Here is a 25,847-nt window from a genome sequence, read left to right as displayed (position 1 = left end):
CAGCTTGAGGGGGCGAGGCGAATCTTCTCCGGATTTTCCCACTGGGCCGGTTATGCGGCCACCTTACTGCGTAATCAGGTCGTTTACGCTGTACTGGCAGTTGTAGTCGCCCAACTGCAGGAAGAGCCAATCGGCACCGGCACCCGAGGGGAGGCAATCGGACGAGTTGTCGTTCAGGATGGTTTCACCCAGGGCCAGACGGACACCGTTCACCCCAGTCCGAAGGTTATTGCTGCGAGTGGCGAGCGTTGCGTTGCTGGTCCATTCGGCCAGAATCGCTTGCAGGGCGGCAACATTGGCGTCGTAAGTCGTCGTGCCGCCAATCAGCAGGTCGTCCCCTTCGCCAGCGTCGAGCACATCCCAACCCAGGCCGCCGATGAGCACATCGTTGCCCGTGAAGCCGATCATGCGATCGTCGCCACCACCGCCGACGATCACATCGTCTCCTTCGCGACCTTCGAGAATGTCGTTGATCGGCCCGCCCAGCAACACGTCGTTCCCTTGCATGCCGCTGATGCGATTGAAGCCGTTCCCGCCATCGAGCACATCGTGGCTGCGACCGCCGACGATCTGGTCGAAGCCATCTTCGCCGTAGATCGTTACCGGGGCGTAGCTATCGGTTGCATAGATCCAATCGTCGCCTGCACCGCCGTACACAATCACGCGACCTCCTGGCCCCAACGTAAACGGCCCGCGGTTGACGCCGGCCAGCCAGGTCATCACTTGTCCGCTGGCATTCGTCCAGACATAGATGTACTCGCCGGCAGCGGTACCTTGCACGATGACATTCGGTCCCGACTGATACACGGGGCCCACAGGTGTTTCCGTCACATCGCTCAAATTGATCGTGACATTCGCATCGGCCGATTGCGCAGGCGCACCGTCATCGGTGACACGCACCATCAGGTTGAACGTAGGAGTCGTCTCGTAGTCGAGGGCCGCTGCATTGGCGACCGAGATCTGCCCCGTCGTGGGATTAATCGTAAACGCGCCGGCCGTGTTTCCCGAGACGATCGCATAGGTGACAGTCTGCCCGGCGTCGACATCACTGCCTGAAACCTGCCCGACGAGCGTGCCCGCCGCGGAATTTTCTGGAAGAGCGAAGATCGCTCCGGAAGCAGTTGGCTGCTCGTTCACGTTTAGCACGTTCACGGTTACGGTGGCATCGGTCGAGAGCGATGGAAAGCCGCTGTCGGTCACGCGAATTGTCAGCTGAAAGAGCGGAGTCGTTTCGAAATCGATGCCGCCCGGAAACACCACATTCAACTGGCCCGTTACCGAGTCGATCGCGAACACCGCATTCGTGTTGCCGCCGACAATCGCGTACGACAGTGTTTGACCGGCATCCGCATCGCTGGCGACCACCACGCCGGCCGTGGTACCGGCGGCCGGGTTTTCGTCAATCGAGAACGACTGGGCAGAGATTTGCGGAGCCTGATTTGGCAGTACTTCCACAATGTCTTGCAGGTTGATGGTCACCACGGCGTCTGCCATCAGCGAGGGCGCACCGTTGTCGGTCACGCGCACCGTCAGGTTAAAGCTTTGCGTAGCTTCAAAGTCCAGCGGAGCGGAGTTCGCCACCGTGATCTGTCCAGTCGCGCTGTTGATGGCAAACCCACCCGCCAGGTTGCCGCTGATGATCGAATAGGTAAGGGACTGGCCCGCGTCGCTATCGGCAGCAATCACTTGACCAACAGCCGATCCCGCTGCGGTGTTTTCGTTCAGGTTGAAGACCGCGGCGTTGATCGTCGGCGTGGTATTCACCGGCGGAGGATCGGGTTCCAGATCGGCGATGATGTGCGAGGCAATCACCTGGCCAAACAAGCGAGCGCTAAAGTTGTCCTCGCCGGTGATGATCTTGCCATCGACCCACACGTCGTCAGCCGTCGTGGTGGGATCGCCTACCGAAGCATGCGGCATCGTGAGACCGCCGTTGGTCTCCATTTGTGTCGATTGGCGGTACTGGTAATAGCCATAGTACTGGCCGTTGTAAAACACGGGCGGTCCGCCGCCGTTGGTCACGCCACCTTGCGGCGTCATCACCGTCTTGCCGCTGATCGGACTCACACCATCGACGCGAGCCCAGGCGAGTACCGTGGTCGCGTGGCAGATGGCTGAGACGTATTTATCTTGATCAACAAAATCGTTGATCAAATCGTTCACCTTTGCCTTGGTGGCCACGTCGCCGCGATAGAGGGCATCGGAGTAGATGCCGTTAAACGCGTACTGGTACATCGACGAGCCCCAACCGCCGACAAACACAATCGCCGAGTAATCGGCTGCGTCCACATCGGCCAACTGCAGATCGGGCGTTACGATTCCGTTGCCGGTCTGTCCGCTGTTGGCGTGGGGCGTGCTGGGCGAAGTGGTGGTGGCTGCCACGACCACTTCGAGGCCAGCCTCCTCGAGCGACAGCTTGGTATCGCCGTACTCCTGGTAAAAGAAGTCTCGTTGATCGGCGATCACCATCAGCACCGGCAAGGGATCGGCTCCGGCAAACACCTCGCGCCGTTCGAGGGTTTCGAAAAAGGAGCGGCGGGGCTTGATCAATCGTTGCGGGCGAGTGCGAGCGTGCTTCTTCATGGGTCTGTTCCTGCGGGCTGCTGCTGCGAGATGAGATGAGGGTCGACAGGAAAGGAATGGCAGGCTGGGTCGCGACCTTTCAGCAGAAATGCCGATTTTTTCTCGTGTCGCCGTAGTTGTTTGCCAGCAACGACTTAGTGAGCGGGTGAAAGATCGCTCTGTCCGCTTTACTGGGGGCTGGCTTTGCGGCCCCGCTTAAGACACGATGGACGGACTGGTCCCGGCTTGCCTCCCTCGCCTCGGTACTCCGGGGAGAGGGTCGGAGTGAGGGGCCGGACCGCAGCCAAAATCTCCATTCGCAGCATCGTTCCGCGTATGACCCCGCGGGAACGGCTCCTATCCTCTTACACGGCAGACGCATGGCACTGGAATTTCGCAAGCACACGCTCGACAACGGCCTGCAGATTGTGGCCGAATGCAACCCGGACGCTTACTCGGCCTCGTATGCTTTTTTCGTCCGCACCGGCTCGCGCGACGAGTCCGACGAAGTGGCCGGCGTCAGCCACTTTCTCGAGCACATGGTCTTCAAAGGTACGCCCACTCGCACGTCGCTCGATGTGAACCGCGAACTCGACGAACTCTCGTCCTCCAGCAATGCCTTCACCAACGAAGAGCAAACCGTCTATTACGCGACCACGCTCCCCGAAGACCAGAACAAGATCGTCGGCCTGCTCGCCGACATCATGCGCCCTTCGCTAAGGCAGGATGACTTCGATACCGAGAAGCAGGTCATCCTCAAGGAAATCGCCAAGTACGAGGATGAGCCTCCATTCAACGCTCACGAAAAGGCCATGGCGTTGCACTTCGGCAAGCATCCGCTCGGCCGCAGTGTGCTCGGCACGGTCGAGAGCATCGAGCAGCTGAAACGGGACCAGATGCTCGCTTATTTCGAGCAGCGGTACAGCCCGCAGAACATCGTTCTCTCCGCCGCTGGCAATGTCGACTTCGAGCAACTCATTCGCACCGCCGACCAGTTCTGTGGCAAGTGGAAAGCGTTCCCCACGGGTCGCCAACTGGCACCTTGCGCCGGCGAACAAGGCTTTGCGATCTTCGAAAAGAGCACCGCCGCCCAGCAGTACATTTTTCAAACCGGTGCAGCTCCTTCGACCGAAGACAATGACCGCTACGCAGCCCGCCTGATGACGACCATCATTGGCGACGACAGCGGCAGCCGGCTCTTCTGGGAACTCGTCGATACGGGCCGTGCCGAATACGCCGCGATCAGCCCAAGCGAGTATCAAGGTGCCGGCATTTACATGTCAGCCCTCTGCTGTGCTCCCGACGATACGCAGGACAATTTCGACTCGATGCAAGAGATCTTCGAAGTCACCCAGGCCGAAGGCGTGACCGAAGATGAACTGAAACAGGCTCAGAACAAAGTCTGTGCCCAGATCGTGCTACACGCCGAACGCCCCGCCAGCCGGATGTTCTCCGTCGGCAATGGCTGGATGCAGCGACAACAGTATCGCACCGTGCGCGAAACGGTGGCCTCGTACCGCAGCGTTACCATTGACGACATCCGCCGCGTCCTCGGCCGCTATCCACTCACCCGCATGTCCACCGTGGCCATCGGCCCTTGCAAGTCACTCGACGTGTAACCCTCCCGCTCCGAATTCGTACACATAGCAGCGAGGTTTGTGAACGCGCCCGCGCGCCGCACCCGAGAGATATCGCACCTGCTGTTCACAAACCACCCCCGGTTTGTGAACGACCCCTTACTCGGACAGGCTGCCACTTACGTCAATCCGGCCTTGTCGGGCCGCGTCGGTCGTCTGGCAATGCGGAAGCCGAAACCCATGGCACCAAGGCCCATCAGCAGGACCAGCGAAGCCGCCAGGTAGAGCGGGTACCGAGACGAACTGCGGATCAGGTTGCCGGTGGTGATGTCGAAGACAAAAGCCTCGCCTTGGTTGGTCGAGACCGTGAACGTCTGCTGCTGCTCGTCGAACCGCAGTCCGCTGCAACTCACGCCGCCGCGCAGTTTCCAGATGGGCAAATAATGCCTGGCCAAATCGCTGAAGCTGCAACGCTTCAGCAATTTTCCATTCGCAAAGAACAAGGCCACGTGCCCATAGTGCCAACTTGGGTCAGCCAAGACCAGGTACTTGCCGTCGGACGAGAGAAACATGCTCTGCTCGCCCGCATAGGCAATTGTCCACACGGGTTCAGTGCTGCCATCGTTGCGATACAGCCCGCTCTGCGAGTAAGTGCCCCGCAGGCGGAGAATCTCCGCGCGCTGCGCTTCGCGGCGAACCTTGGCATCGTCCTCCACCGACCAAGGCGAAATCATCACCAGTACAAACTGACCGTCGTCCGAGACTCGCTGCCAACTATTCGGACTGCTCAGCCCGCCCTGCGCAGACTCGGCCCCCACCGCACAGAGAAGCAGTGCGAGCAGCAGCGGTGCGCGGTGAGTGAGCATCGCTGTATTCTAGCGCCACGAGCCAGCCAAGTCACACGCTGCGTCGGCCGAGCAGAATCTGGCGATGGACCGGAATTTCTATCAATCGCCTACGTTGTCTTCGTCCTGAGCTTTCCGACCACCAGCGGCGGTTCGCTTGGTGTGCCATCCGGCACCGAAGACGGCGGCAACGAGTCGATCAGAAATAGTGAATTTCCACAAAATATTGAAAGAGAACGACTTACGACAATCCAGGCGATTCGAAAATTGAAAATCTGATCATGCATGATATGATTTAGTCGATAATCATATCTGCTGTGATCAAAGAATCGGATTGTTTAGATTCATGCTCGATCATGAATCTGCGTGACATCATGATAGAACTGTCCAAACTCGACCTGCGTCGCCGTCAACTCGGAATGAGCCGAGCAACCCTTGCGCGCCGGGCCGGCATCTCGGTTCCGACGGTGCACCGCATCCTGACGGGCAAAGAAACGAGTCCGTCGGTGGCCACAGTCGAAGCTCTGGCAGCGGCACTCGGAATGGGCGTGCAAATTATCGAGATCGTCAACGCGGAGGACTTCCGCGAACAACAGGCGCGACAACGCGCCGCTCACTTAGTGGGAATGGTCCAAGCCACGATGGGTCTGGAATCTCAGGCCGTCGATCGAGCGACCATCGAAACCCTGCAGCGACGCAACGCCCATCGGCTACTCGCTGGTTCCGGCCGGAGGCTCTGGGACGAATGACGCCGTTTGGTCCTATTGTGCCGGGCGAAACTCCGCTCGACGATCTCTCCGGCCTGAAGATCAAGGGAATCACCACCCGGGCCGAACTAAATATTTTTGAGGCGACGAACATTGAGAAGGTCGTCGCGAGATATTTAACGGTGCGCCCTTCACGCCGCAGTGCCAAGTTCACATTCGCTTGGTGCCTGAGCTTGCACCAAGAGATGTTTGGTGAAGTCTGGCATTGGGCCGGTTGCCAGCGCGGCCGAGAACTCAATCTCGGTATTGCTAGTCGCGCGATTCCTGAAAATCTCGCCATGCTGCTGGATGACTTGCAGAGCTGGCCAGGATTTGGAATCGACTTTGTCGAGCAAGCTGCCAGACTTCATCACCGCGCAGTTCAGATCCATCCGTTCCTAAATGGCAATGGTCGCTGGGCGCGAATGTTGGCCAATATCTGGCTCAAACATCATCGACAGCCGCTGACACTCTGGCCCGAAACAATGATCGGGGCAACAAGTGAAGCTAGAGCAGCGTACATTGCTGCGATCAAGCAAGCCGACGAAGGAAACTACAACGACCTGATCGCAATGCATCGGCAATACGCGGAAGCGTCAACCAAGCCCTGACAACTTGGAGCAGTTACGCCTTGCTCGGTCCCGGTAGCAGTTGTAGCAGCAAACGCGGGGCACGCTTGCGGGTGATGTCGCTGGTGACTTCGCTGCGGATCCAACCGGCGGCAGCGTTCAGGGCAGCTTCGGTCTGCTGGCGTTCTTCCGCAGTAAGGACATCGAGCGGCACCAAGAGAACGAGCAACTGCGCGGCATTCGGGGCCGGCAAGACCTCGCGAACTTCCAGGCTGTGCAATCGCTCGTCGGCCGCTTCGCCCAGAATGAGGCGGAGCGAATCGTGTACCTGGCTGCACAGCTGCCAGGTCTTGCGACGGTCATCGGTATCGCCGCCGCGAGCTAGCAACCGCGGATCGACGCCATCTTCGGGCGACAAATCGGCACACAGGCTGCGTAGCACGCGGCTGGAAGGTCGACGTTTCAAGATTCAAACTCACGCGGGCCAAGATCAAACAACTCTCTAACCAAGAGACGCATCGACTTGCTCAAAGGTTCGCCCGGAAAGCTCGATTTACCTGGGCCGCAAGCGTCAGCGCTTGGAGAGTATCTGCGGCATTGTTTCAAGGTGTCAAGTTTAAGGTTCAAAGTTAGAGGCGCAGCGGAAATTGCTTGCGCTCCAACTTTGAACCTTAAACCTTAAACCTTAAACCTTAAACTTCGAACTCTTTCAAGCGTTGCTCAATGCGGGCGAGCAGGTCGCGATCGCTGGGTAGGGGTGAGGTGAGCACCGCGCGCAGCGGGAGCGGCACGTCGTCGAGGCGGTACATGGTGCTGGGGGAGAGCGGGCCGGGAACCTCGATGCCGCTGGCTGCCACATTGAACACGACCGTCGAACTGAGCGAACTGGGGGTATCGAGCGACTGCAGCGCGATGGTCGGAATCGTTGCCAAATGCTGGCGAGCCGCAGCAGGCAAAGCGGCAACTGGATCGCCCGAGACGATCAAGGCAGCGTCGGCTTCGCGGCGGGCAAGGACGGCAGTCGCACTGTATTCGCCGGGGCTGAAGCGGGGATAGCCGGCGGCGAGATTCACGGCGAAGGGATAGCCGGTCTGCCACGCGCTGACGTTCTCTGCTCCGCTGGCGTTCGGTTCGCGGCGATTGAAGCGGCAGACAAAACGCGTGTGCTCGTTCAGGTCACGAGTCAGCGCGCGGATCGCATCGCCGTTGGCGTACAGGCCGCGCGAGTTGGTCAAGCGATCGCCAAAAAAGATCACGCCGTATTTGGCTTGCTTCATTTGCGTGAGCAGACTTTGCCATGCGTCGAGCGATTGGCCGGTGGTGGCCTCGATGAGTGTCGCATCGACTTCAATCCCCGCCAGCAAGGCTCGCAAGGTCCAAATTGCCTCGAAGTCGCTGTTTGGTTTGATCTGCAGAAAGGAATCAGCGCTAGCCGCCGTGCTGTTCACCTGGGAGTCGATCACGACGCAGGTGCGATCGACACGGCCGCCGGGGACGAACAGCCCCTTCGGCTCAAAGCTGTATCGATCCAAGTGCCGCGGATGGGTTTCCGCCGGATCGGTTCCCCAGAAGATGACCAAGTCACCGCGATTCTTCACTTCGCCCAGTGAGCACGTGCTTTCGCCCACCTTGGGCAAGGCCAGGCCGGCAGAGCCATGAAAATCGCCGTCGGTGGAATCGATCACCGCGCCCAACGCATCGGCAATGCCTAGGGCCACGCGTTGCGTTTCGATGGTCGTCTGTCGCAGTCCGAACACCAGCGGGTACCTGGCCGCAGAGAGCAACTGGGCAGCTCGTTCGATCCCTTGTTCCAGCGTCGCTGGTTTTCCTTCGATGAGGCAAGCCGGTTGCGCGGCACTCCGATCGCGCAGGAAGCGAGCTTTGCCTTCCGCACAGGCATTCTCGACAGCCACGATGCGGTTGCCTTGAATCGTCAGCTCGATGTCGTCACACAGGCAGGCGCAGGTCGCGCAAGTGATGTCCTGCACGCGCTTCGCTGTCGGGCTGGTTGGTTGGGAAGCCATTCGATGCCTGGGTGCAACTGCGGATTGCCGCGATGATAAGACGAGCGATCTGGGGCCCGGCGAAACACTTTCGCCGCAGCCTGCCGGATATAATGTAAGGATTCTGCCCGTCGCCGGTATAGCTCGTGCGCCGTTACCCTGCGCCGACTTGCCCCGACTCGATCGTTTTGCTGTCTTCACACTCCCCAGGTGCTCACTATGCGTTGGCTATTTCTTTCTCTGCTCGTCAGCATGCTGGGCTGTGGTACACCCGCTGTCTTGCCCACCGAGGCAACCAAGAAAGATGCTCCCGCCACCGAGACACCCGAGCCGGGGAACGTGCAGCTTGTTTCTGCCGCGGCGGCAACGTCGGATTGGCCGCAGTGGATGGGACCGAATCGCGACGACACGTGGAACGAGACGGGCGTCGTCGATAAGTTTCCTGAAGGTGGCCTTCCGGTCACCTGGCGAACGAAGATCGGTGGCGGTTATGCCGGGCCAGCGGTCGTCGGCGATCGCGTCTTTGTGATGGACTATCAGCGCAAGGAAGGTGCCCTGCAGAACGATCCCGGGACGCGCAACGAATTGAAGGGGACCGAGCGGGTTCTGTGTCTGAGTGCAAAGGACGGCAGCCTGCTCTGGAAGCACGAATACGAGTGCCCCTACGCCATTTCGTATGCCAACGGTCCGCGCTGCACACCGACCGTGCACGAGGGCAAAGTCTACACGCTCGGTGCCGAGGGAAATCTCTTCTGCCTGGAAGCAGCTACTGGCAAAGTCGTGTGGTCGAAAGAATTCAAAGTCGACTACAAAGCGCCAACGCCCATCTGGGGCTTCTGCAGCCATCCGCTCGTGTACGAGAACAAACTCATCTGCCTGGTTGGTGGACCTGGTTCCATCGTTGTGGCATTTGACAAGGAAGATGGCAAAGAACTGTGGAAAGCGCTCTCGGCTCCTGACGCCGGTTATTGCCCGGCTAATATCATCGACGCTGGTGGCACCAAGCAGCTGGTCGTGTGGCATCCCGAGTCGATCAATAGTCTCAACCCGAACACGGGCGAAGTTTATTGGACCGAACCGCTCGCGCCGCAGTACGGCATGTCGGTCGCCGCGCCGGTGAAGTCGGGCGACTATCTGTACGCGAGCGCTATTGGCGACATCGGCGGCGTGTGGAAGCTTGATCGCACCAAGCCAGCCGTGGAAGAGGTCTGGATCGGCGATAACAAGACCGCTGTTTACACCTGCAACAGCACACCGTACATCGACAAGGGAGTTGTGTTCGGTGCCGATTGCCGCGGCGGGCAGTTCCGCGGCGTCGATCTCGAAACGGGTAAGCGATTGTGGGAGACGTTCAAGCCCACCACGGGCGAACGTCGAGCCAGCCATGGCACCGCCTTCATCACCAAGCACGGCGAACACTTCTTCCTCTTCAGCGAAACGGGCGATTTGATCCTCGCGAACCTCAATCGCGAAGGCTACGAAGAGATCAGCCGCTTTCCTCTCATTAAGCCCACCAGCGAAGCCTTCGGCCGCGAAGTGGTCTGGAGCCACCCTGCCTTCGCCAACCGTAGCGTGTACGCGCGGAATGACGAAGAGATTGTGTGCGTGTCGCTGGCGAAGTGAGTGCGCTTCGAGGCGTTAACGTCGCAGGGCTAAAAACCCGTCGTAATCCAGCTTCATTTCGCCCAATAACGCTCCAGTGCATCTTGAATGGATCGATGCGACAGACTGTGGTGCGGGTCGGCGAGTCGCAGGAGGAGGAACTGCCGGATGGCCGCTCTTTGTGAGGGCGAAAGTTCCGCGAAGCGCGAGGTTGTGTAATTGCTGCGCGTCGTCAGCGTGAACAGAATGTCCATCGACGTGTACTTGCCCGCGAGGTCGGCGAGCAAGAACGCAGGGAGGTGAAAACGCATCCCTGCTGCGTCGAAGAACGACAAGCTGCTGTAGCACCGATTCAGGTCTTCCACAGGGATGGCTGACCAGTCTTCTTTTTCGTCCTTGGCGCGATATGCCTGAATCTGGTCGTCTTCAGCATAGTCGTCGATCCCTTGCGCTTCCCACAGACCAGTACCGTGGCCCAGCTTCACGCCGTGAAAGGCAGTGCGAATCAACTGAGCGACACGATCCTGATCGGCCACGGCATTGCCAACTTGTTCCGGGTCGACAACTCCCTTTTCGCGTCGCGCGGCAGGATCTCGCATGCGACTCGTGGGCAGGGCGAGGCGCTGGCCTTCGCAAGCAAAGCCTTCGATCTCGCTGGGCATGGTTTTGACAAGTTCCAGGCCCAACGAGCGATAGAGCGAAAGGGCCGGCTCGTTACCGGCAATGGTCGTGGTCCAGGCTTCGCCGCCGATGCGATCGAGCGCGGCCTGCAGCAGTTGGCGACCAATGCCGCGCCGCTGCTGCCTGGGGTCGACATAGAGCCACGTGATGTACGAACTATTCCATGAAACAAAGCCAACGACTGCTTCGCCAGCGCAGGCGACCAGCGTTTCGGAGAGGAAGAACTCGTCGGCTTTGGCTACTTCCAGCATCGGGCGAAAGGCGCGCGGATCGACTTGGCCCGCAGCCAATTCCTGCACGCGCGCCGCATCGTGAACCTGGCAGACCGCTGGCCAATCGTCGGCTGTGTACTCGCGCAGGAGGACGTCCATCGCTACTCCGCGTTTTCCGTAAGCAGTTGTCGGAAGAGAGGCTGATCGGCCGTGGCCCGTGCACAGCGGCACCATTGCACCAGTTCGAGATCGAACTTCTGGGCAATCTCGGCCAACTTTGTGATCGACTGCTGAGGGGGAGCAGGCAACGATGTTTGAGCGATGCCCAAAACGGATACCATTCCGCCCGGCGCGAGGCCATAGCAGGCCTGGCCATCGCTGGCCGTGAAGGCGAAGCCGGCTTCAACGCGGCTCTCGGCGCCGTGAAAGGTGAGTCCCTCGGGAGTGTCTACGGAGAATGCTGCGAGCAATTCGCGGAGCGACAGGAAGCCCTCAATGGGCGTCTCGGGTTGCCGGCGCACGTGAACCTTGCGCCAGCCCGCACCGGTCGATTCCTGTTCGTGAATGGTTTGGATGACCGCGAGTTCCTGACTGACTTGCTCGGCGAAGCACTGCGAGACCAACTCGAACTGTCGCCAGTTGTCGTCGAGCATGCTGAGCTCTTGGCCGTTCAGGGGCCGGTCGCCACACGGCGGCAACTCGTTCGTAATCGACGGCAGGCTATACAGGATGTTGCTGGGGTCCATCTGCTCGACGCGGCGCAAGTGAAGCGTCAGCTTTTTGGTTTGCGAGTACTCGGCCCGAGTTGCTGGCTCGGCCGAGACGACCAGCCAATCTTCGTCGTTAAGGTGCAACGTAGTTTCTTCGACAAACGACTCGGGTAGTTGCTCGGGAGGCAACTTGATTTCGCCCAGTGGCTCGTCGTTCTCGCTGTCGATGAACGTGACGAGGATGCGGTTCTTGTTATCGGCCATGATTCTTCTCGAGCGGTGTTCCGGGTGCTTCCTCGTCAGGCAGTTGCAATTATAGAGGGAGGAGCCAGGTGCGCAGCATTTGACGTAAGTCGATGTGCGCGCAATGACAGGGGTGTTGATAAAGTCGGCCTATAAATCAACATCTTGGACCTTTTTCCCACCGGCATCTGGCGAACTTACGTGGGCTGCAGCCAGAAATGCCGCTAGCGTGCCCGCCTGCGATTGACCGGTTTCTTCCCTCTCGCTATCGTTCGCGCCGCTACCTGAAAGATCTGCCTCAGTCCGTTCTGCGTGGGAGACGCCTGCATGCCGACAGCCGCCGTTCGCTCGTTGCTAGCATGCGCTGCGTTGCTCCTAATCTCTTCCGGCTGCAATTGGATGGGGCCGCTCTCCCCCACCCAGTATTGGGAACGAAGCTCGCTGTTTCATCCCGACCGCTTTCCGCACGGCGAATGGACGCAGACCACGGTCCTGGTGCAAGATGCCGAATTTGGCGCTGCGGACGGCACCAAGTTGCATGGCTGGTACGTTCGCCACCCCGAACCCAAGGCTCACGCGCTGGTGCTGCATGGCAACGCCGGCAACGTCACGCTGATGGCCGATTCGCTCCGCATTCTCAATCATCGCCACGGACTCTCGGCACTTGCGCTTGACTATCGTGGTTACGGCAAGAGTGAAGGCAAACCGAGCGAAGAGGGAGTGCTGCAAGATGCCCGCGCCGCCCGCCGTTGGCTCGCGCAGAAAGAAGGAATCGCCGAAAGCGACGTGGTGCTCATGGGCCAATCGCTCGGTGGCGGTGTTGCTGTCGATCTGGCCTCGACCGATGGCGCGCGCGGACTGGTCCTCACCGGCACCTTCACGTCGATTCCTGATGTTGCCCAGCATCATGTCAGCTGGCTGCCGATGAAGTGGCTCCTCAAGACGAAGATGGACTCACTCAGCAAGATCAAGAACTACCAAGGTCCGCTCCTGCTCGCGCACGGCGATGCCGACGAAGTGATTCCCTACCACCAAGGGCTCGATCTCTTCAACGCCGCTGGCAGCCAAGACAAACGAATGATCACCAACTTCGGCGGTAAGCATAACGACCCCCTCCCCGAAGAGTATCGCATCGCCCTCGATCAATTCATCACCAAGCTCCCGCCGCTGAAGAGCCAACGCACGGAGTAGCTTCCTTTCATCCCTCTCCCCATTGCTTTGGGAAGAGGGCCGGGGTGAATGGCTGAGCTTGTGCTCTGCGGCCTTTCAGAATCGCCTGCCTACGCTTGCTGCGTATCGACGCGGCGAGTGGTGCTCCCTTGGCCTTGAACAATGCGGTTCACGGCGACAAGAATCGCCTGCACGGTGGCCTCGACGGTATCGGTCGACACACCACGGCCGCGAAACTTTTGGCCCGAGTGTTCCACGGTTAGAGTGACTTCGCCCAGGGCATCGTGACCGAGCGTGGCGCTGCGAACTTGATACTCGACGCACTTCACCTTCACGCCGGTGATGCGTTCGGTGGCGAGAAACGCGGCGTCGATTGGCCCGTCCCCTTCGGTCATGGTGGCTGAGGTTTCCTTGCCGCCACGGCTCATCGTCATCGTTACGTGCGGCTTGCGCCCGGTACCGCAAATCACTTCGAACGACACGAGATGCCATTCTTCCTGCGATGGGGCACCGTGCAGTTGATGCTCGATCAGCGCGATGATGTCGCCGTCGTAGACTTCCTTCTTCTTGTCGGCCAGCTTCTTGAACTCGTCAAACACAGGCTGGACTTGCTCGGGCGTCAGCATGTAGCCCAGCGATTTCGCCCGGTCCGAGAGAGCCGCGCGGCCGCTATGCTTGCCCAGGACGAGGTCGGTCTTTTGAAAACCGACGTCTTCCGGCCGCATGATCTCGTAGGTGGTTCGTTCCTTCAGCATGCCGTCTTGATGAATGCCCGCTTCGTGGGCGAACGCATTGCGACCGACGATCGCCTTGTTCCGCTGCACTTGCAGACCAGTGATCGACGACAGTTGACGGCTCGTGGGAACCAGCCGCGGCGTGACGATGCGCGTCGTGCACTGGTAGTGGTCTTCGCGGGTCTTGAGCGCCATCACCACTTCTTCCAGCGAGCAGTTGCCCGCTCGTTCGCCGATGCCATTGATGGTGCACTCGATCTGTCCCGCGCCGTTCTCAACCGCTGCCAGGCTGTTAGCAACGGCCAGCCCCAGGTCGTTGTGACAGTGCGTGCTGATGACCGCCTTGTCGATATTCGGCACGCGATTTTTCAGCATCGCGATCACGCTACCGTACTCGAACGGCGTGGTATAGCCGACCGTATCGGGAATGTTGACGGTCGTGGCTCCCGCTGCAATCGCTGCTTCGACCACCTGGCAGAGAAAATCGCGCTCGGTGCGGGCGGCATCTTCGGGCGAGAACTCGATATCGTCGCACACAGCTTTGCCGCGTTTCACACCTTTCACGGCCCGCTCGACAATCTCTTCGCGGGTCATCTTCAGTTTGAATTCGCGATGGATGGCACTCGTAGCCAGGAAGATGTGGATTCGCTTGTCGCTGGCACCTTTCACGGCTTCCCAGGCACGATCGATGTCTTGATCGTTGCAGCGGGCCAGGCCGCAGATGGTGGCGCCTTGAATGGTATTGGCAATCTCGCGCACCGACTCAAAGTCGCCGGGCGAAGCGATGGGAAAGCCGGCTTCCAGAATGTCGACCCCCAGGTCGACGAGCGACTGGGCCATCTCCAGCTTCTCTTGCAGGTTCATGCTGCAGCCGGGCGATTGCTCGCCGTCACGCAGCGTGGTGTCGAAAATCTTGATCGTTCGCATGGCAGTCATCAGAAAAATCCTTCGTTGGCTAGCTAATCATTATTCTAACGTGTTGGGCTCACTTGCTGCCGGCCTCACGCCGGCCCGACAAGGAGCAGCTCCGTCAAATAACGACTCCCCTGGCCAAGGGGCATTCCGCGCAGCCAGCCGATGACCGCGGCGGAAGTTTCCGCCGGGCGTGTCGTGCTGTCTGGATGTTCGCCGGTTGCCATGCTCGTTCTGCCGAAAATTCTCTCTGCCAACAAAAAAACCCCGAAGCTTTGTCAGGCTCCGGGGTGAAGTTGCCACTCATCAATTGCGCTGCTGCACCCCTACGTCCTGCCCAAGGCAAGCGTGAGAAGAAGGTCGAGAAGTCGGCCGTGCAGTCGCATGGTTTTTTCGATTTCTTACGGATTGGAAGCGATCACTTGACTCTACTATCGCCCCCGCAAGTGGTCAAGGTCGAGACAGCCGACGGAGCTCGAAGGTTCACAGCAATCGGGGGACAGGGCTCAGGAGTCGGAGGTCGGCAATCAAACAACCGCCCCCGGGCCTGCCCCGGCGGTTTAACGGCTTTAGCACTACCGCACCCCGGAGGTCAGAAGATCCGAGATCAGAAGTCGGAAGTTGCTATTTCCCAACTTCGAACTCCAAACTTCGAACTATCCGGCGGGAACAGCGTGACTTAATATGTGTCAGCGACGGGCGCGGCGAAATTCTGACCACAACTAAGCTTCTGCAACCAGCGATGCCTTCTCCAGCAAAGCCTCGAAAAATTTGAGGACGGGTTCCGTGCAACAACGCCTGATCAGTCTGCTTGGCTTGTTTGTGATGATCTTTCTGGCCTGGCTGATGAGTTCGCACAAGCGAAGGTTCCCCTGGCGAATCGTGATCGCCGGCATCACCCTACAGTTCTTCTTGGGCTGGCTAACGCTGATGACGGAGCCGGGTCGCTGGTTCTTCGACGTGATTGGCAACTTCTTCACGAAGATCCTTGAGTTTACCGACACGGGCTCGGAGTTTGTTTTCGGCAAGCCGTTTCGAGAGCACTACTTTGCCTTCAAAGTGTTGCCGACGATTATCTTCTTCTCGTGCTTCATGTCGATTCTGTACTACGCCGGCGCGATGCAAGTTCTCGTGAAAGGTCTGGCTTGGTTCATGCAAAAAACGCTCGGCACATCGGGCGCAGAAACCCTGTCGGCGAGTGCGAACATCTTTCTCGGCCAAACAGAGGCTCCACTCGTCATTAAACCCTACTTGCCGACCATGACTCTCTCGGAATTGAATGCGGTGATGGTCGGCGGGTTTTCGACGATCTCAGGCGGTGTGCTCGCGGCATTTGTTGGGATGGGTATCGACGCTGGGCATCTCGTCACTGCTTCGGTCATCTCGGCGCCCGCCAGTCTGCTACTGGCAAAGATCATGCAACCTGAAACGGAAGTTCCGCAGACCTTCGGTGACGTCCGAATTGAACCGCCTCGCGTGGGAGCGAATGTAATCGAAGCGGCCGCCATCGGAGCCAGCGACGGACTCAAGTTGGCGTTGAACGTGGCCGCAATGCTCGTTGCGTTCATGGCTTTAATCGCGATGGGCGACTATGTCGTGCAAGCGATTGGGGACATGATCGCGCACTACACGGTTTTCGTTTCAGCCCGCGATTGGTCCCTGCAGAATGCAATTGGAGCTCTCTTTGCGCCAATTGCACTTCTCATGGGAATTGAATGGCAAGATTCCGGCCGCGCAGGAGAATTGCTGGGCTTGAAGATGTTTGCCAACGAGTTCGTGGCCTACGACGTGCTGCATACTTGGATGAAAGTGGACTCCGAAATCAAGCTGCAACCGCGCACGATCGTCATTATGACCTACGCACTCTGCGGCTTCTCGAACTTTGCTTCGATAGGGATTCAAATTGGTGGCCTTGGTGCCATGGCCCCTGAACGCCAGGGCGATTTAGCCCGCCTAGGCTTGCGTGCTATGCTCGGCGGTACGTTGGCATGTTGCATGACAGCCTGCGTAGCTGGCGTGTTGATCAAATAGACGATTGCGGAGTTGTGTTCGCCTACGCCTTTCAATTGCATTCACTTGCGCTGTCGCCGATACTAAAGGGGCTCCGTTTTGCCCTCGTTCCGCTTCACCTTCCCACCTCGCACGGCTGGCCTATGGATGCCCTAATTTCAGCGACGAATCGCTGCCGCCGCACGCACCTGATTGCGCGGTGGAGCTGCTTGGCATTACTTGCGCTGTCCTGCACCAATGCGGCGTCACTGCGGGCAGAGGACGAAGCCGCGAAAGAAGTTCCTTCGTTTCGCCGCGATGTAATGGCCGTCCTGTCACGGTCGGGCTGTAACATGGGAGCCTGCCACGGCAATCTCAATGGCAAGGGTGGCTTCAAGCTGTCGCTGCGCGGCGAAGACCCGGCGCTCGATCATCGCACGCTTACGCGCGAACTCGAACAGCGGCGTGTGAACATTCACGAGCCAGCTGCCAGCCTGCTGTTGCAAAAGCCAGCGGGGCAGGTGGTGCATCAGGGTGGAGTGCGGTTTCACTTGAACTCGCACGAGTACCAGGTGATTCACGATTGGATCGCCGCGGGTGCTCCTGGGCCGATCAAGAGAGAACCCAAGCTCGTCAAGCTGGAAGTGCAACCTTTCGAAACCGTTGTGGTCGCGCCGCAAGAGACACAACAGATTGAAGTGACGGCTGTCTTTGCCGATGGCACGCGCCGCGACGTGCGCAACCTGGCCGTGTACGAGTTGACCGACAACCTGGCGGAAGTCAGTAGCGGCGGGCTCGTCACACGAACCTCGCTCGGCGAGACCACCATTCTGGTTCGCTATCTCAACCTGCAAATGCCCGTGCGCATTGCGTTTTTGCCTTCGTCGCCAGCCATCACTTGGCAAGCTCCGCCAGCCGCGAACCCAATCGACGAAAAAGTCTTTGCTCGACTGCAGACACTGCAACTCACGCCCTCGCAGCCGTGCGATGACGCCACCTATCTGCGCCGCGCGCAGCTCGATTTGCTCGGCCTGTTGCCGACGGCTGAAGAAGCTGAAGCGTTTCTCGCTGATGAATCGCCCGACAAACGCGAGCAGCTGATCGACCGTTTGCTTGCGCGGCCGGAGTTCGCCGAACAATGGGCGCTCAAGTGGTCAGACCTGTTGCGGAACGAAGAGAAGGTGCTCGATACCAAGGGTGTCGACGTCTTTTACGATTGGTTGCGGACTTCGTTTGCCCACGGCACTTCGCTGAGTGACATGGTCAAGCAACTTGTCACGGCCAAAGGTGGTACGTACGAGAATCCGCCGACGAATTTCTATCGGGCAACGCGTGACCCATTCATTCGCGGCGAAACCACGGCCCGCTTGTTTCTCGGTGTGCGGCTGCAATGTGCCCGCTGTCACAATCACCCGTACGACACCTGGACGCAAGACGATTACTACAACTGGGCCGGCGTGTTCGCCCGCATTGATTACGACATTCCCGACAACAAGCGAAAAGATAAGCTCGACAAGAACGAGTTCATCGGTCAGCAGATCGTGAAAATCAATAGCGAAGGGGAAGTGAAGAACGCGCGCACGGGTAAAGACGCGCAGCCTCGGTTGCTGGGGGCGAAGTCGCCCGTCGATATCAAGAGCGACCGACTGGATGCACTGGGCGAATGGCTGACCTCAGCCGACAACAAACGCTTTGCCGAGAATCAGGCGAACCTGGTGTGGTACCACTTGTTGGGTCGCGGACTTGTCGAGCCCATCGATGATTTTCGCGCGACGAACCCCGCGGTGCACCCGCAGTTACTCGACCAATTGGCCAATGACTTGATTGCCGCCGATTTTGATCTGCGGACACTCATTCGCGAAATCATGACCAGCCAGGTCTATCAACTTTCGAGTACACCCAACCTGAGCAACAACCAGGATGTGCGCACGTTTTCGCGTACGGTTCCGCAGCGCCTCTCGGCGGAGAAGCTGCTCGACGCCTGGTGCTCAGTGTTGGAGACGCCCACCGAGTTCGCCGGCTATCCACTAGGAACCCGCGCGGGACAGGTTCGTGGCGTCGAACGTGTGCGGGCAAAGGAAAAGGCACCGACCACCGCCGATCGTTTCCTCAAGACCTTTGGCAAGCCCGAACGCCTGCTGGCTTGTGAGTGCGAACGCTCGGGCGAAACGACGCTCAAGCAAGCGTTTGTGCTGCTCGGCGACGAAGGGCTCGATAGCTTGCTGGCCAAGGACGACAATCGCTTGGCGAGGCTCGCAGCGTCGGAGAAGTCCCCCGAGCAGATCATTGCAGAACTGTACTTCGTCACATTGTTGCGCAAGCCCACAGTAGAAGAGCTTGATGCCGCGAAGCAACTTCTCGCGCAGCATGAGAACCGTCTCAGTGGCCTGCAGGATCTCGCCTGGGCCCTGCTGAACAGCAAAGAGTTTGTCTTCCGGCACTAAAACTAGTGAGCCGGAAGATGTAGTCGATTGCCAGTTGCCAACGACAGCAGACGTTCTGTTACGAAGAGGCCGGTTGCCCAAATGGCGAGCAGGCTGAGCAGGTGAAGTTCGACCGTGGGGAACCAGTCGCGGGCGAACGACCAGGTACGAAAAGCGAAGTTCACATTCATCGGCTCGGGTGTAACGCTGCGCGAGAGGACAATCAGCGCCAGCACGGCGAGGTATGCCTTCCACCAATCGCCTTGCAGGCCGCCGAGTTTTCGCAGGCCGACAATGCCGACGCTGGTGCCGCCGATGTGCGTGAGAATCGACGTGGGATAAAACTCGCCGCCGGTCGCAATTCCGATCAGCCACATCGGCAGGCCAAAGCCGAGCATGATTAGTCCGGTCGCAGTGATGGTGCGTGAAGCGAGCACGAGTCCGATACCCACGGCCAAATCGGCCAGGTGACAGGCCCACAGCAGGTTTTCGAGACGGCCATTCAGCAGTTGATAAGTCGCATGGGCGCTGAAGAAGCCGATCGCGGCGAGCCCAAGAATTTGGAGCAACGGCAAATCGTTGTTCGAGACAGAGGGCGTCATCGTGGCAGGCGATGACGATCGCAATGGGCAGTTGGTGAACACGGCAGGCTGCCTCAAGAGTTTAGGGGCAAATCGAACCACCGCTCGAGCTGTCGTCGGTGCCACCGGAATCGCTCGATCCCGCAGAACCGCCCGTCGAACCGGTCGTGCCACTGCTGCCAGTGTTGCCGCCCGAAGACGATGTGCCGCTGGTAGACGACCCGGTCGCATTTCCAAAGTTGCCAACGAGGCTACCCGGATTGCCGACGTTCGACGCAACCTGCGTCAACTGGCTGCTACTCTTCGAGCCGACCGCACTGATGCTGCCGATCACGACCAATGTCACCGCACCCAGCACTACAGCAACTTGCACAGCAGTTGCGCCACGGCGAAGTGCACCAGCCTGTTGCCAGCGATTTCTTTTTAAACAGTGTGAACTCACTTTCGTTTTTCTCCCTGCGAAGACTCACGGAATCCGAGACTCATTTGCCTCGACTTCAAACCGTAGGTTTTGCAGGGGAACGAGACGCAGCAATCGCTCGCGTGGCGTTTACGAACGAGAAGAAATCTCGCGTCGCTGACTAGAGATGCGGATTACGTCAAAGTGCCGTCAGCGACGGGACAGAATGTCGCAGGGGAAAGCCGCAGGAACTAGTGCGTTGCTTCGCTGCCGTTTTCGCTCAGTTCGCCAAAGCCACCTTCGACAAGTTGCGCGAGAGCGGCGACCGCTTCGGTGGCATCAGCGCCGCTGGCGATCAGGTCCAGCTTGGTGCCATTGCCAGCGCCCAGGGTGAGCAGGTCGAGAATGCTCTTGCCGTCGATGACCTGGTTGCCTTTACGAATCTGCACTTTGCTTTTGAACGTCATGGCCAACTTGACGAACAAATGGGCCGGCCGGGCATGAAAGCCCTGTGTATTGGCGACGACCACGGTTCGCTGGGCAGACGTTTCAGACATAGCACGACTACGCAGATTCGAGAGAAAAGAACGGAGCCCGTTGCCTGCCGAGCAATGCTCAGCGAACGACAAACGAATCATCGGTGACAGGTGAACAACTTCGCGCCTCGTTGTCACCCTGCGGACACTTGCAACCGCGATGGAGCAATCATCGCTCTGGAAGGAGGCGATGACGGCTGTACTGTCTTAGGCGGAGAACTGATTGTGATCGGCCTCGTCGAGCAACTGACGAATGTCCTGCACGGTCTGGGCCTGCTTGAGAAAGCGACAGAACGTATCGTCGCGCAGCTGGCGCGAGATGTTCTCGAGTGCTCGCAAGTGATCGCCAGGGCGATCGGGTGGCGAGACGAGCAGGAAGAACAGGTGGACCTTGTCGCCATCCAGGCTGTTGAAGTCGACCCCTTCGTGGCTCACGCCCACGGTGCCCACCAGCTTTTCGACGCTGGGGTGCTTGGTGTGCGGCACGGCGACACCGCGGCCAATGCCCGTGCTGCCGAGTTCTTCGCGCTTGAGAATCGCGGCAATGATGCTTTCGGCATCCGAGGCCTTGATCGAGCCGGACGCGGCCAGTCCTTCGACCAGTTCGCGAATGACTTCGGGCTTCGAGAGGGCCGTAACGCTCGCTTTGATGGCGTCGGTCTGAACAAAATCACTGAACTTCATAACCAGTTTCCTTGCGAGGATGGGGGCCAGCCACGCGAGCGAGTGCGGTGGGCTTAGTCCACAGAGCAGGTATCGTCAGGGTTTATTTTCGGGGTCAATCGTTGGTTTGTCTACGCGGGCAACTAATCGGCAACTGCCTTAACCTTCGTCTTCCGGCAGTTCGGGCAATGGGGCTTCCAGGTGCTTGTGGCTGATGGCTTTGTGATCCTTCAGGCGTTCCTTGAACTTGCGCACCTGAGCTTCAGCTTTATCGATCGCCCCATCCAAGGCGGCCAGCACGTTTTCGGCTTTGACCGTGGCGATAAATTCGTCGTGATGTTCGGCCAGGACCTTCAACTCGACGCTGGGTTCATCGCGATGCTCGAGATCGACCACCACGTGAATGGCTGTGATCCGGTCGAACAACCGGCGGATCGATTCCACCTTGTCCGAAATCTTCTCCTGGGTGCCCGGGCTCAAGTGTCCGTGACGTGCCGAGATGTTGATCTGCACCGAAGATGTCTCCAAGAGGCATGAAGGCCGTTGGTCTCAAAGGAAGCCCTCTAGTGTAGCTTCTGCTGTGCACAGCAACAGGGCAGGCAATCCCGCCCTAGGTCGCGGCCAGCTGACGTCGGCCGCACTACCCGGTTGATCGCACCAAAGCACTGCTTAATCTACCCCCTGCCTTAGGCGGCAAGCTAGTAGCAACTGCGATGCGGGGAGCCGCCGAACGCTGCCCGAGAGGTGGGTTGGCTGTCTTCAGAATAGATGCCCCGCTCAGGCAAACAGCTCTTTGATGGGCTGGCCGTAGGGGAGCAGGCGAATGGGTCGGCCGCTGTCGTTGAGATAGTGGCGGGCGGTATCGATCCCCAGATGGTCGTAGATCGTGGCCAGCACGTCGTGGGGTGGCTTGGGATTATCCTTCGGGAACGCTCCCTTGCTGTCGGAAGAGCCAACGACTCTTCCCCCTTTCACTTTGCCACCGGCGAGTGCCGCGCTGAAGACGTTCGGGTAGTGATCGCGGCCCGCGTTGTTGTTCACGCGCGGCGTGCGACCAAATTCGCCCCAGGCCACAACGAGTGTGGTTTCGAGCAGGCCCCGTTCGTGCAGGTCTTCGATGAGCGTCGTGTAGGCTTGGTCCCAGCGTGGTAAGAAGCCGCGACGGAGCGAATCGAAGCCTTGTACGTGCGTGTCCCACCAGCGGAGATCGACGGTCACCAGCCGCACGCCTGCTTCGACGAGCCGCCGCGCCAGCAAAATCCGCTGACTCCAGGCCGGTGCGCCGCAGCGCGTCGGATCGCCCGGATCGAAGGCCGGTGAGAAGCCGTACTTCTCGCGCAGCGCCATGGGCTCGGCGTCGAGATTGAACGCCTTTTGTGCTTCAGGAGCCAGGAGCATGTCGACCGCTTTTTGGCTGAAGCGATCCATTCCTTCCATCCGTCCGCTGGAGTCGACGCTCCTGCGCAGCTTATCGAGGTCGGTGAGCAACTGCCGGCGACTATCGAGCCGATCGACCGAGAGCCCTTCGGCCAACTCAAAATTCTGCACCTTGAACGGTCCAGGCTGAGCCGGATCGGCGCCCGTTTCAAACGGCTTGTTCGGCACGCCCAAGTAAGCGGCACCGGTGCCGGGAACCATGCGCGGAATCATCACATAAGCGGGCAGCTTGGGATTGAGCGGGCCCAGTTGCTCGGCCACATACGAGCCGCAACTGGGGTGCTTGTTCTCGTCGGGATTGAGCCCCGGGCCATAACCGGTGAAGCACATCTGGTCGCCAGTGCTATGTCCGGCATCGCCATGATTCAAGCTGCGGACGATGGACCACTTGTCCATGACCCGCGCCGTCTTCGGCAGCATGTCGGTCAGTTGAATGCCCGGCACTGAGGAGTTAATCGTACCGAACTCACCGCGGAACTCTTCCGGAGCATCGGGCTTGGGATCCCACATATCGATGTGGCTCGGCCCCCCGCGCATCCACAGGATAATGACGTTGTTCGCTTGCTTGGCGCGGGCCGCATGATTGCCCGGCTGTTCGGCAGCCCCTGCTTCGCTGCGTAACAATCCCGCCAGCGACAAACCAGCTGTGCCCAACACGCCCGCATGAACGAAACCTCGCCGGCTGACGCGAGTTTGATCGACACCCGCCTGTTGACGAAGCTGGGCACAAGCACGGGGCAGGCTCATTCGCTGCAGATCGACGGGAGATAGCATCGGCGGGCTCGCAAGGGAGGGGCGAGTGAGGCAGGAAGCATCTAACGTCTTTTATATATCGACTGCCACGGCCAGTCGCAACGGAAAATGACTGGGATTTATCGGCTTCGCCAGTGTCGCCAAGCCCATTCGCTTAGTTCCACCAGCCCGCAGATCGGCAGCGCAAACGCGCCACCAACAGCCAAAAAGAAGCCGATAAATACGAGCGGGCGCAACGGCCCCTGCGGGTCGACGTTCGTTTTGAACCAGATCAGAAAGCCGATCGACACGATTGAGATCAGCACGCTGACAACGTGCTCGAACCCCACCCAACTGCTGCGCCCTGGGTCGGACTCTTGCGGCGAGGCGTAGGGATTGGTTTTCATGCCGCCAGTTGTCGCCCTACGTCGGGCTGGTGCGTGGCACTTCGGCCGGTGCGCCCCGCTCCGCGCTGCCACTGCGAGACTGAATGGAGGGTCCCAGGACGAGCGTCAGGTCTTCGTCGTCCAGTTCTTCCTTCTCAATCAAGCGGCGCGTCAGCTGTTCGAGCTTTTCACGATTGTCCGAGAGGACCTTGTTGGCCCGATCGGCCGCTTCGCGCAAGATGCGACCAATTTCCTCGTCGATGCGCTCCATCGTCGCTTCGCTGAATTGCCGCTGCTGATGCATCTCGCGGCCGAGGAACGGATCGTCGTCGCTCATTTTGAAGCTGACGGGCCCCATTTGCTCGCTCATGCCCCAGCTGGTGACCATGTGGCGGGCGATGGCCGTGGCTCGTTCGAGATCGTTCTGAGCCCCAACAGTCCCTTCGCCGTAGATCAGCATTTCGGCAGCTCGGCCAGCGAGAAGCACAACCAGTTGATCGCGCAGTTCGCTTTCGGCCATGCTCATCCGATCTTCGGACGGCAGCATTTGCGTGGTACCGAGGGTCATCCCGCGGGGAACGATGGTCACCTTGTGAACGCGGTTGGCACCGGGCAGCACCCAGGCCAAAATCGTGTGTCCCGCTTCGTGATAGGCGGTCTTTTCCTTTTCCTTGGCTTGCAGCACTTCTTCCCGCTTGGGACCAATGAGAGTCTTGTCGCGAGCATAGTCAAAGTCAGCCATTTCGACTTTGTTCTTGTCGTACCGAGCCGCCCACAGGGCCGCTTCGTTGACGATGTTGCGAATATCCGCTCCGGTAAGGCCAATCGTCAGCGAGGCGAGCACATTCAAATCGACGTCATCGCCGAGAGGCACATCGCGCGTGTGAACCTTGAAGATCTCGACGCGGGCTCGTTGCGTCGGCTTGCCAACAGTGACGTGGCGGTCGAAACGACCAGGCCGCAGCAGCGCAGGGTCGAGCACGTCGGGCCGGTTGGTCGCGCCCATGACGATGACAAAATCGGTCTGATTAAAGCCGTCCATCTCGCTCAAGATTTGATTGAGCGTTTGTTCGCGTTCGTCGTGACCGCCACCCAGGCCAGCGCCACGTTGACGACCAACGGCATCGATTTCGTCGATGAAGATGATCGCTGGTGAATTCTCTTTCGCATTCTTGAACAGATCGCGGACGCGGCTAGCGCCCACGCCGACGAACATCTGAATGAATTCGCTACCGTTGACCGAGTAGAAGGGCACCCCTGCTTCGCCAGCCACAGCGCGAGCGAGCAATGTCTTGCCAGTACCCGGCGGGCCGTTGAGCAACACACCCTTGGGCACGCGGCCACCCAGGCGTTGGAACTTCTTGGGCGTTTTGAGGAACTCGACGATTTCTTGCAGGTCTGCCTTCACTCCTTCGACACCCGCCACGTCCTTGAACGTAATGGCCTGCCTCGAAGCTTCGTACCGTTTGGCCGGGCTGCGACCAAAGCCAGAGAAGAAGCCACCACCCATCATTTGGGCCTGCGTGCGACGCATGAACCACAGGATGACTACAAACAGACCGACGGAAACCATCAGCCCGATGACGAACAGCGAAACGGAAGGATCGCTATAGGGAGCGATTTCGCGAATCGCTCCGCTGTTGCGCAGCAGTTGCTCAAACGCGGGGTCGTTTTTGCGATTCGGGTCGAGGTTCACCACAAACTTGGCGTGCGCCAGAATGGGCTTGCCCGCCTTGTCGACCTGTGGCTCCAGTTGACCCTTGGCGTTTAGCCTGGGGGGCAACGGCGGCTTGGTTTTGAAAAAGCCCGTCGCGCTGGTTTGGCCAATCTCCACGGCCTGAATATTTTTGGCTTCGAGTTGCTCTTCAAAGAAGCTGGACGTGATCGAGGTGACATCACGAGGCTGCTGGATGAAGAACATGGTTCCCACCACCAACAGGATGCCGAGCATCATCACAATGCCAAGTCCCGCAGCCCGAGGTGCAGATCGACGATTTTCGCCGTCTCCCTCGTCATTTTCATACTTCTCCATCGAGCACCCATCCTAAGAGGCTTCGTTCGCCCCGCTGGCATTCGCCCAGACCACTGAAGAGCGACGCCTCCAGGGGTATCGCACCAGTAGCATTGGGGTCGC

22 protein-coding genes are annotated in these 25,847 nt (G+C 59.2%); 7 read left to right on the top strand and 15 right to left on the bottom strand.

Annotated elements, in window-relative coordinates:
• Positions 1-63 precede the first annotated feature (63 nt).
• A complete protein-coding gene (locus NA78x_RS30655) occupies positions 64-2,583 on the bottom strand; it encodes a cadherin domain-containing protein (protein ID WP_425616193.1) in 2,520 nt (839 codons plus the stop codon).
• A gap of 359 nt (positions 2,584-2,942) precedes the next feature.
• Between NA78x_RS30655 and NA78x_RS30650 the strand changes: the two genes are divergently transcribed.
• Positions 2,943-4,181 (top strand): M16 family metallopeptidase, encoded by a 1,239-nt coding sequence (locus NA78x_RS30650; RefSeq protein ID WP_425616192.1) that lies wholly within the window; start codon positions 2,943-2,945, stop codon positions 4,179-4,181.
• Between the two features lie 137 nt (positions 4,182-4,318).
• Here the strand turns inward: NA78x_RS30650 and NA78x_RS30645 are convergent, their stop codons facing one another.
• A complete protein-coding gene (locus NA78x_RS30645) occupies positions 4,319-5,005 on the bottom strand; it encodes a hypothetical protein (protein ID WP_425616191.1) in 687 nt (228 codons plus the stop codon).
• A gap of 353 nt (positions 5,006-5,358) precedes the next feature.
• Between NA78x_RS30645 and NA78x_RS30640 the strand changes: the two genes are divergently transcribed.
• Positions 5,359-5,733 carry a helix-turn-helix domain-containing protein gene (locus NA78x_RS30640; protein ID WP_425616190.1) on the top strand — a complete coding sequence of 125 codons (375 nt, stop codon included), beginning with the start codon at positions 5,359-5,361 and terminating at the stop codon, positions 5,731-5,733.
• Positions 5,730-6,341 (top strand): mobile mystery protein B, encoded by a 612-nt coding sequence (locus NA78x_RS30635; RefSeq protein WP_425616189.1) that lies wholly within the window; start codon positions 5,730-5,732, stop codon positions 6,339-6,341. Before NA78x_RS30640 ends, NA78x_RS30635 begins: the two co-directional genes overlap by 4 nt.
• A gap of 13 nt (positions 6,342-6,354) precedes the next feature.
• Here NA78x_RS30635 and NA78x_RS30630 read toward each other — a convergent pair whose 3' ends face one another.
• Positions 6,355-6,765, bottom strand: a complete 411-nt coding sequence (locus NA78x_RS30630) for a hypothetical protein (protein WP_425616188.1) — start codon at positions 6,763-6,765, stop codon at positions 6,355-6,357.
• 226 nt (positions 6,766-6,991) lie between these two features.
• A complete protein-coding gene (locus tag NA78x_RS30625) occupies positions 6,992-8,323 on the bottom strand; it encodes a formylmethanofuran dehydrogenase subunit B (protein WP_425616187.1) in 1,332 nt (443 codons plus the stop codon).
• Positions 8,324-8,521: 198 nt separating this feature from the next.
• Between NA78x_RS30625 and NA78x_RS30620 the strand changes: the two genes are divergently transcribed.
• Complete coding sequence (locus NA78x_RS30620) at positions 8,522-9,925, top strand: PQQ-binding-like beta-propeller repeat protein (RefSeq protein WP_425616186.1); 1,404 nt, start codon at positions 8,522-8,524, stop codon at positions 9,923-9,925.
• Between the two features lie 53 nt (positions 9,926-9,978).
• On the opposite strand, the gene NA78x_RS30615 is transcribed toward NA78x_RS30620, so the two are convergent.
• Positions 9,979-10,956, bottom strand: a complete 978-nt coding sequence (locus NA78x_RS30615) for a DUF6714 family protein (protein WP_425616185.1) — start codon at positions 10,954-10,956, stop codon at positions 9,979-9,981.
• Positions 10,957-10,958: 2 nt separating this feature from the next.
• Entirely contained in the window at positions 10,959-11,771 is an 813-nt protein-coding gene (locus tag NA78x_RS30610) for a hypothetical protein (protein ID WP_425616184.1), read from the bottom strand.
• Between the two features lie 306 nt (positions 11,772-12,077).
• On the opposite strand from NA78x_RS30610, the gene NA78x_RS30605 reads away from it, so the two are divergent.
• A complete protein-coding gene (locus NA78x_RS30605; protein WP_425616183.1) occupies positions 12,078-12,941 on the top strand; it encodes an alpha/beta hydrolase in 864 nt (287 codons plus the stop codon).
• 89 nt (positions 12,942-13,030) lie between these two features.
• Here the strand turns inward: NA78x_RS30605 and NA78x_RS30600 are convergent, their stop codons facing one another.
• The gene (locus NA78x_RS30600) at positions 13,031-14,590 is read right to left on the bottom strand and encodes a 2-isopropylmalate synthase (protein ID WP_425616182.1); all 1,560 of its coding nucleotides are present in this window, start codon (positions 14,588-14,590) and stop codon (positions 13,031-13,033) included.
• A gap of 762 nt (positions 14,591-15,352) precedes the next feature.
• Here NA78x_RS30600 and NA78x_RS30595 point away from each other — a divergent pair.
• Both NA78x_RS30595 and NA78x_RS30590 read left to right on the top strand, forming a co-directional pair.
• The gene (locus tag NA78x_RS30595) at positions 15,353-16,597 is read left to right on the top strand and encodes a NupC/NupG family nucleoside CNT transporter (protein WP_425616181.1); all 1,245 of its coding nucleotides are present in this window, start codon (positions 15,353-15,355) and stop codon (positions 16,595-16,597) included.
• A 122-nt stretch (positions 16,598-16,719) separates the two neighbouring features.
• Positions 16,720-18,999 carry a DUF1549 and DUF1553 domain-containing protein gene (locus NA78x_RS30590; RefSeq protein WP_425616180.1) on the top strand — a complete coding sequence of 760 codons (2,280 nt, stop codon included), beginning with the start codon at positions 16,720-16,722 and terminating at the stop codon, positions 18,997-18,999.
• Between the two features lie 2 nt (positions 19,000-19,001).
• On the opposite strand, the gene NA78x_RS30585 is transcribed toward NA78x_RS30590, so the two are convergent.
• From NA78x_RS30585 to ftsH, 8 genes are all read right to left on the bottom strand, one after another.
• Positions 19,002-19,547 carry a hypothetical protein gene (locus NA78x_RS30585; protein ID WP_425616179.1) on the bottom strand — a complete coding sequence of 182 codons (546 nt, stop codon included), beginning with the start codon at positions 19,545-19,547 and terminating at the stop codon, positions 19,002-19,004.
• A gap of 94 nt (positions 19,548-19,641) precedes the next feature.
• The gene (locus NA78x_RS30580; RefSeq protein ID WP_425616178.1) at positions 19,642-19,932 is read right to left on the bottom strand and encodes a hypothetical protein; all 291 of its coding nucleotides are present in this window, start codon (positions 19,930-19,932) and stop codon (positions 19,642-19,644) included.
• 278 nt (positions 19,933-20,210) lie between these two features.
• The gene (locus tag NA78x_RS30575) at positions 20,211-20,516 is read right to left on the bottom strand and encodes an HPr family phosphocarrier protein (protein WP_425616177.1); all 306 of its coding nucleotides are present in this window, start codon (positions 20,514-20,516) and stop codon (positions 20,211-20,213) included.
• Positions 20,517-20,702: 186 nt separating this feature from the next.
• Entirely contained in the window at positions 20,703-21,179 is a 477-nt protein-coding gene (locus NA78x_RS30570) for a PTS sugar transporter subunit IIA (protein ID WP_425616176.1), read from the bottom strand.
• A gap of 138 nt (positions 21,180-21,317) precedes the next feature.
• Positions 21,318-21,671 carry a ribosome hibernation-promoting factor, HPF/YfiA family gene (gene hpf / locus NA78x_RS30565; RefSeq protein ID WP_425616175.1) on the bottom strand — a complete coding sequence of 118 codons (354 nt, stop codon included), beginning with the start codon at positions 21,669-21,671 and terminating at the stop codon, positions 21,318-21,320.
• Between the two features lie 264 nt (positions 21,672-21,935).
• Complete coding sequence (locus NA78x_RS30560; RefSeq protein ID WP_425616174.1) at positions 21,936-23,369, bottom strand: DUF1501 domain-containing protein; 1,434 nt, start codon at positions 23,367-23,369, stop codon at positions 21,936-21,938.
• Between the two features lie 98 nt (positions 23,370-23,467).
• Positions 23,468-23,734, bottom strand: a complete 267-nt coding sequence (locus NA78x_RS30555; protein WP_425616173.1) for a hypothetical protein — start codon at positions 23,732-23,734, stop codon at positions 23,468-23,470.
• Between the two features lie 16 nt (positions 23,735-23,750).
• Complete coding sequence (gene ftsH / locus NA78x_RS30550) at positions 23,751-25,745, bottom strand: ATP-dependent zinc metalloprotease FtsH (RefSeq protein WP_425616172.1); 1,995 nt, start codon at positions 25,743-25,745, stop codon at positions 23,751-23,753.
• Positions 25,746-25,847 lie beyond the last annotated feature (102 nt).

The sequence above is a fragment of the Anatilimnocola aquadivae genome, from assembly GCF_049819085.1.
Classification (GTDB): Bacteria; Planctomycetota; Planctomycetia; order Pirellulales; family Pirellulaceae; genus Anatilimnocola.
This window is presented reverse-complemented; position numbering and strand designations above follow the sequence as displayed.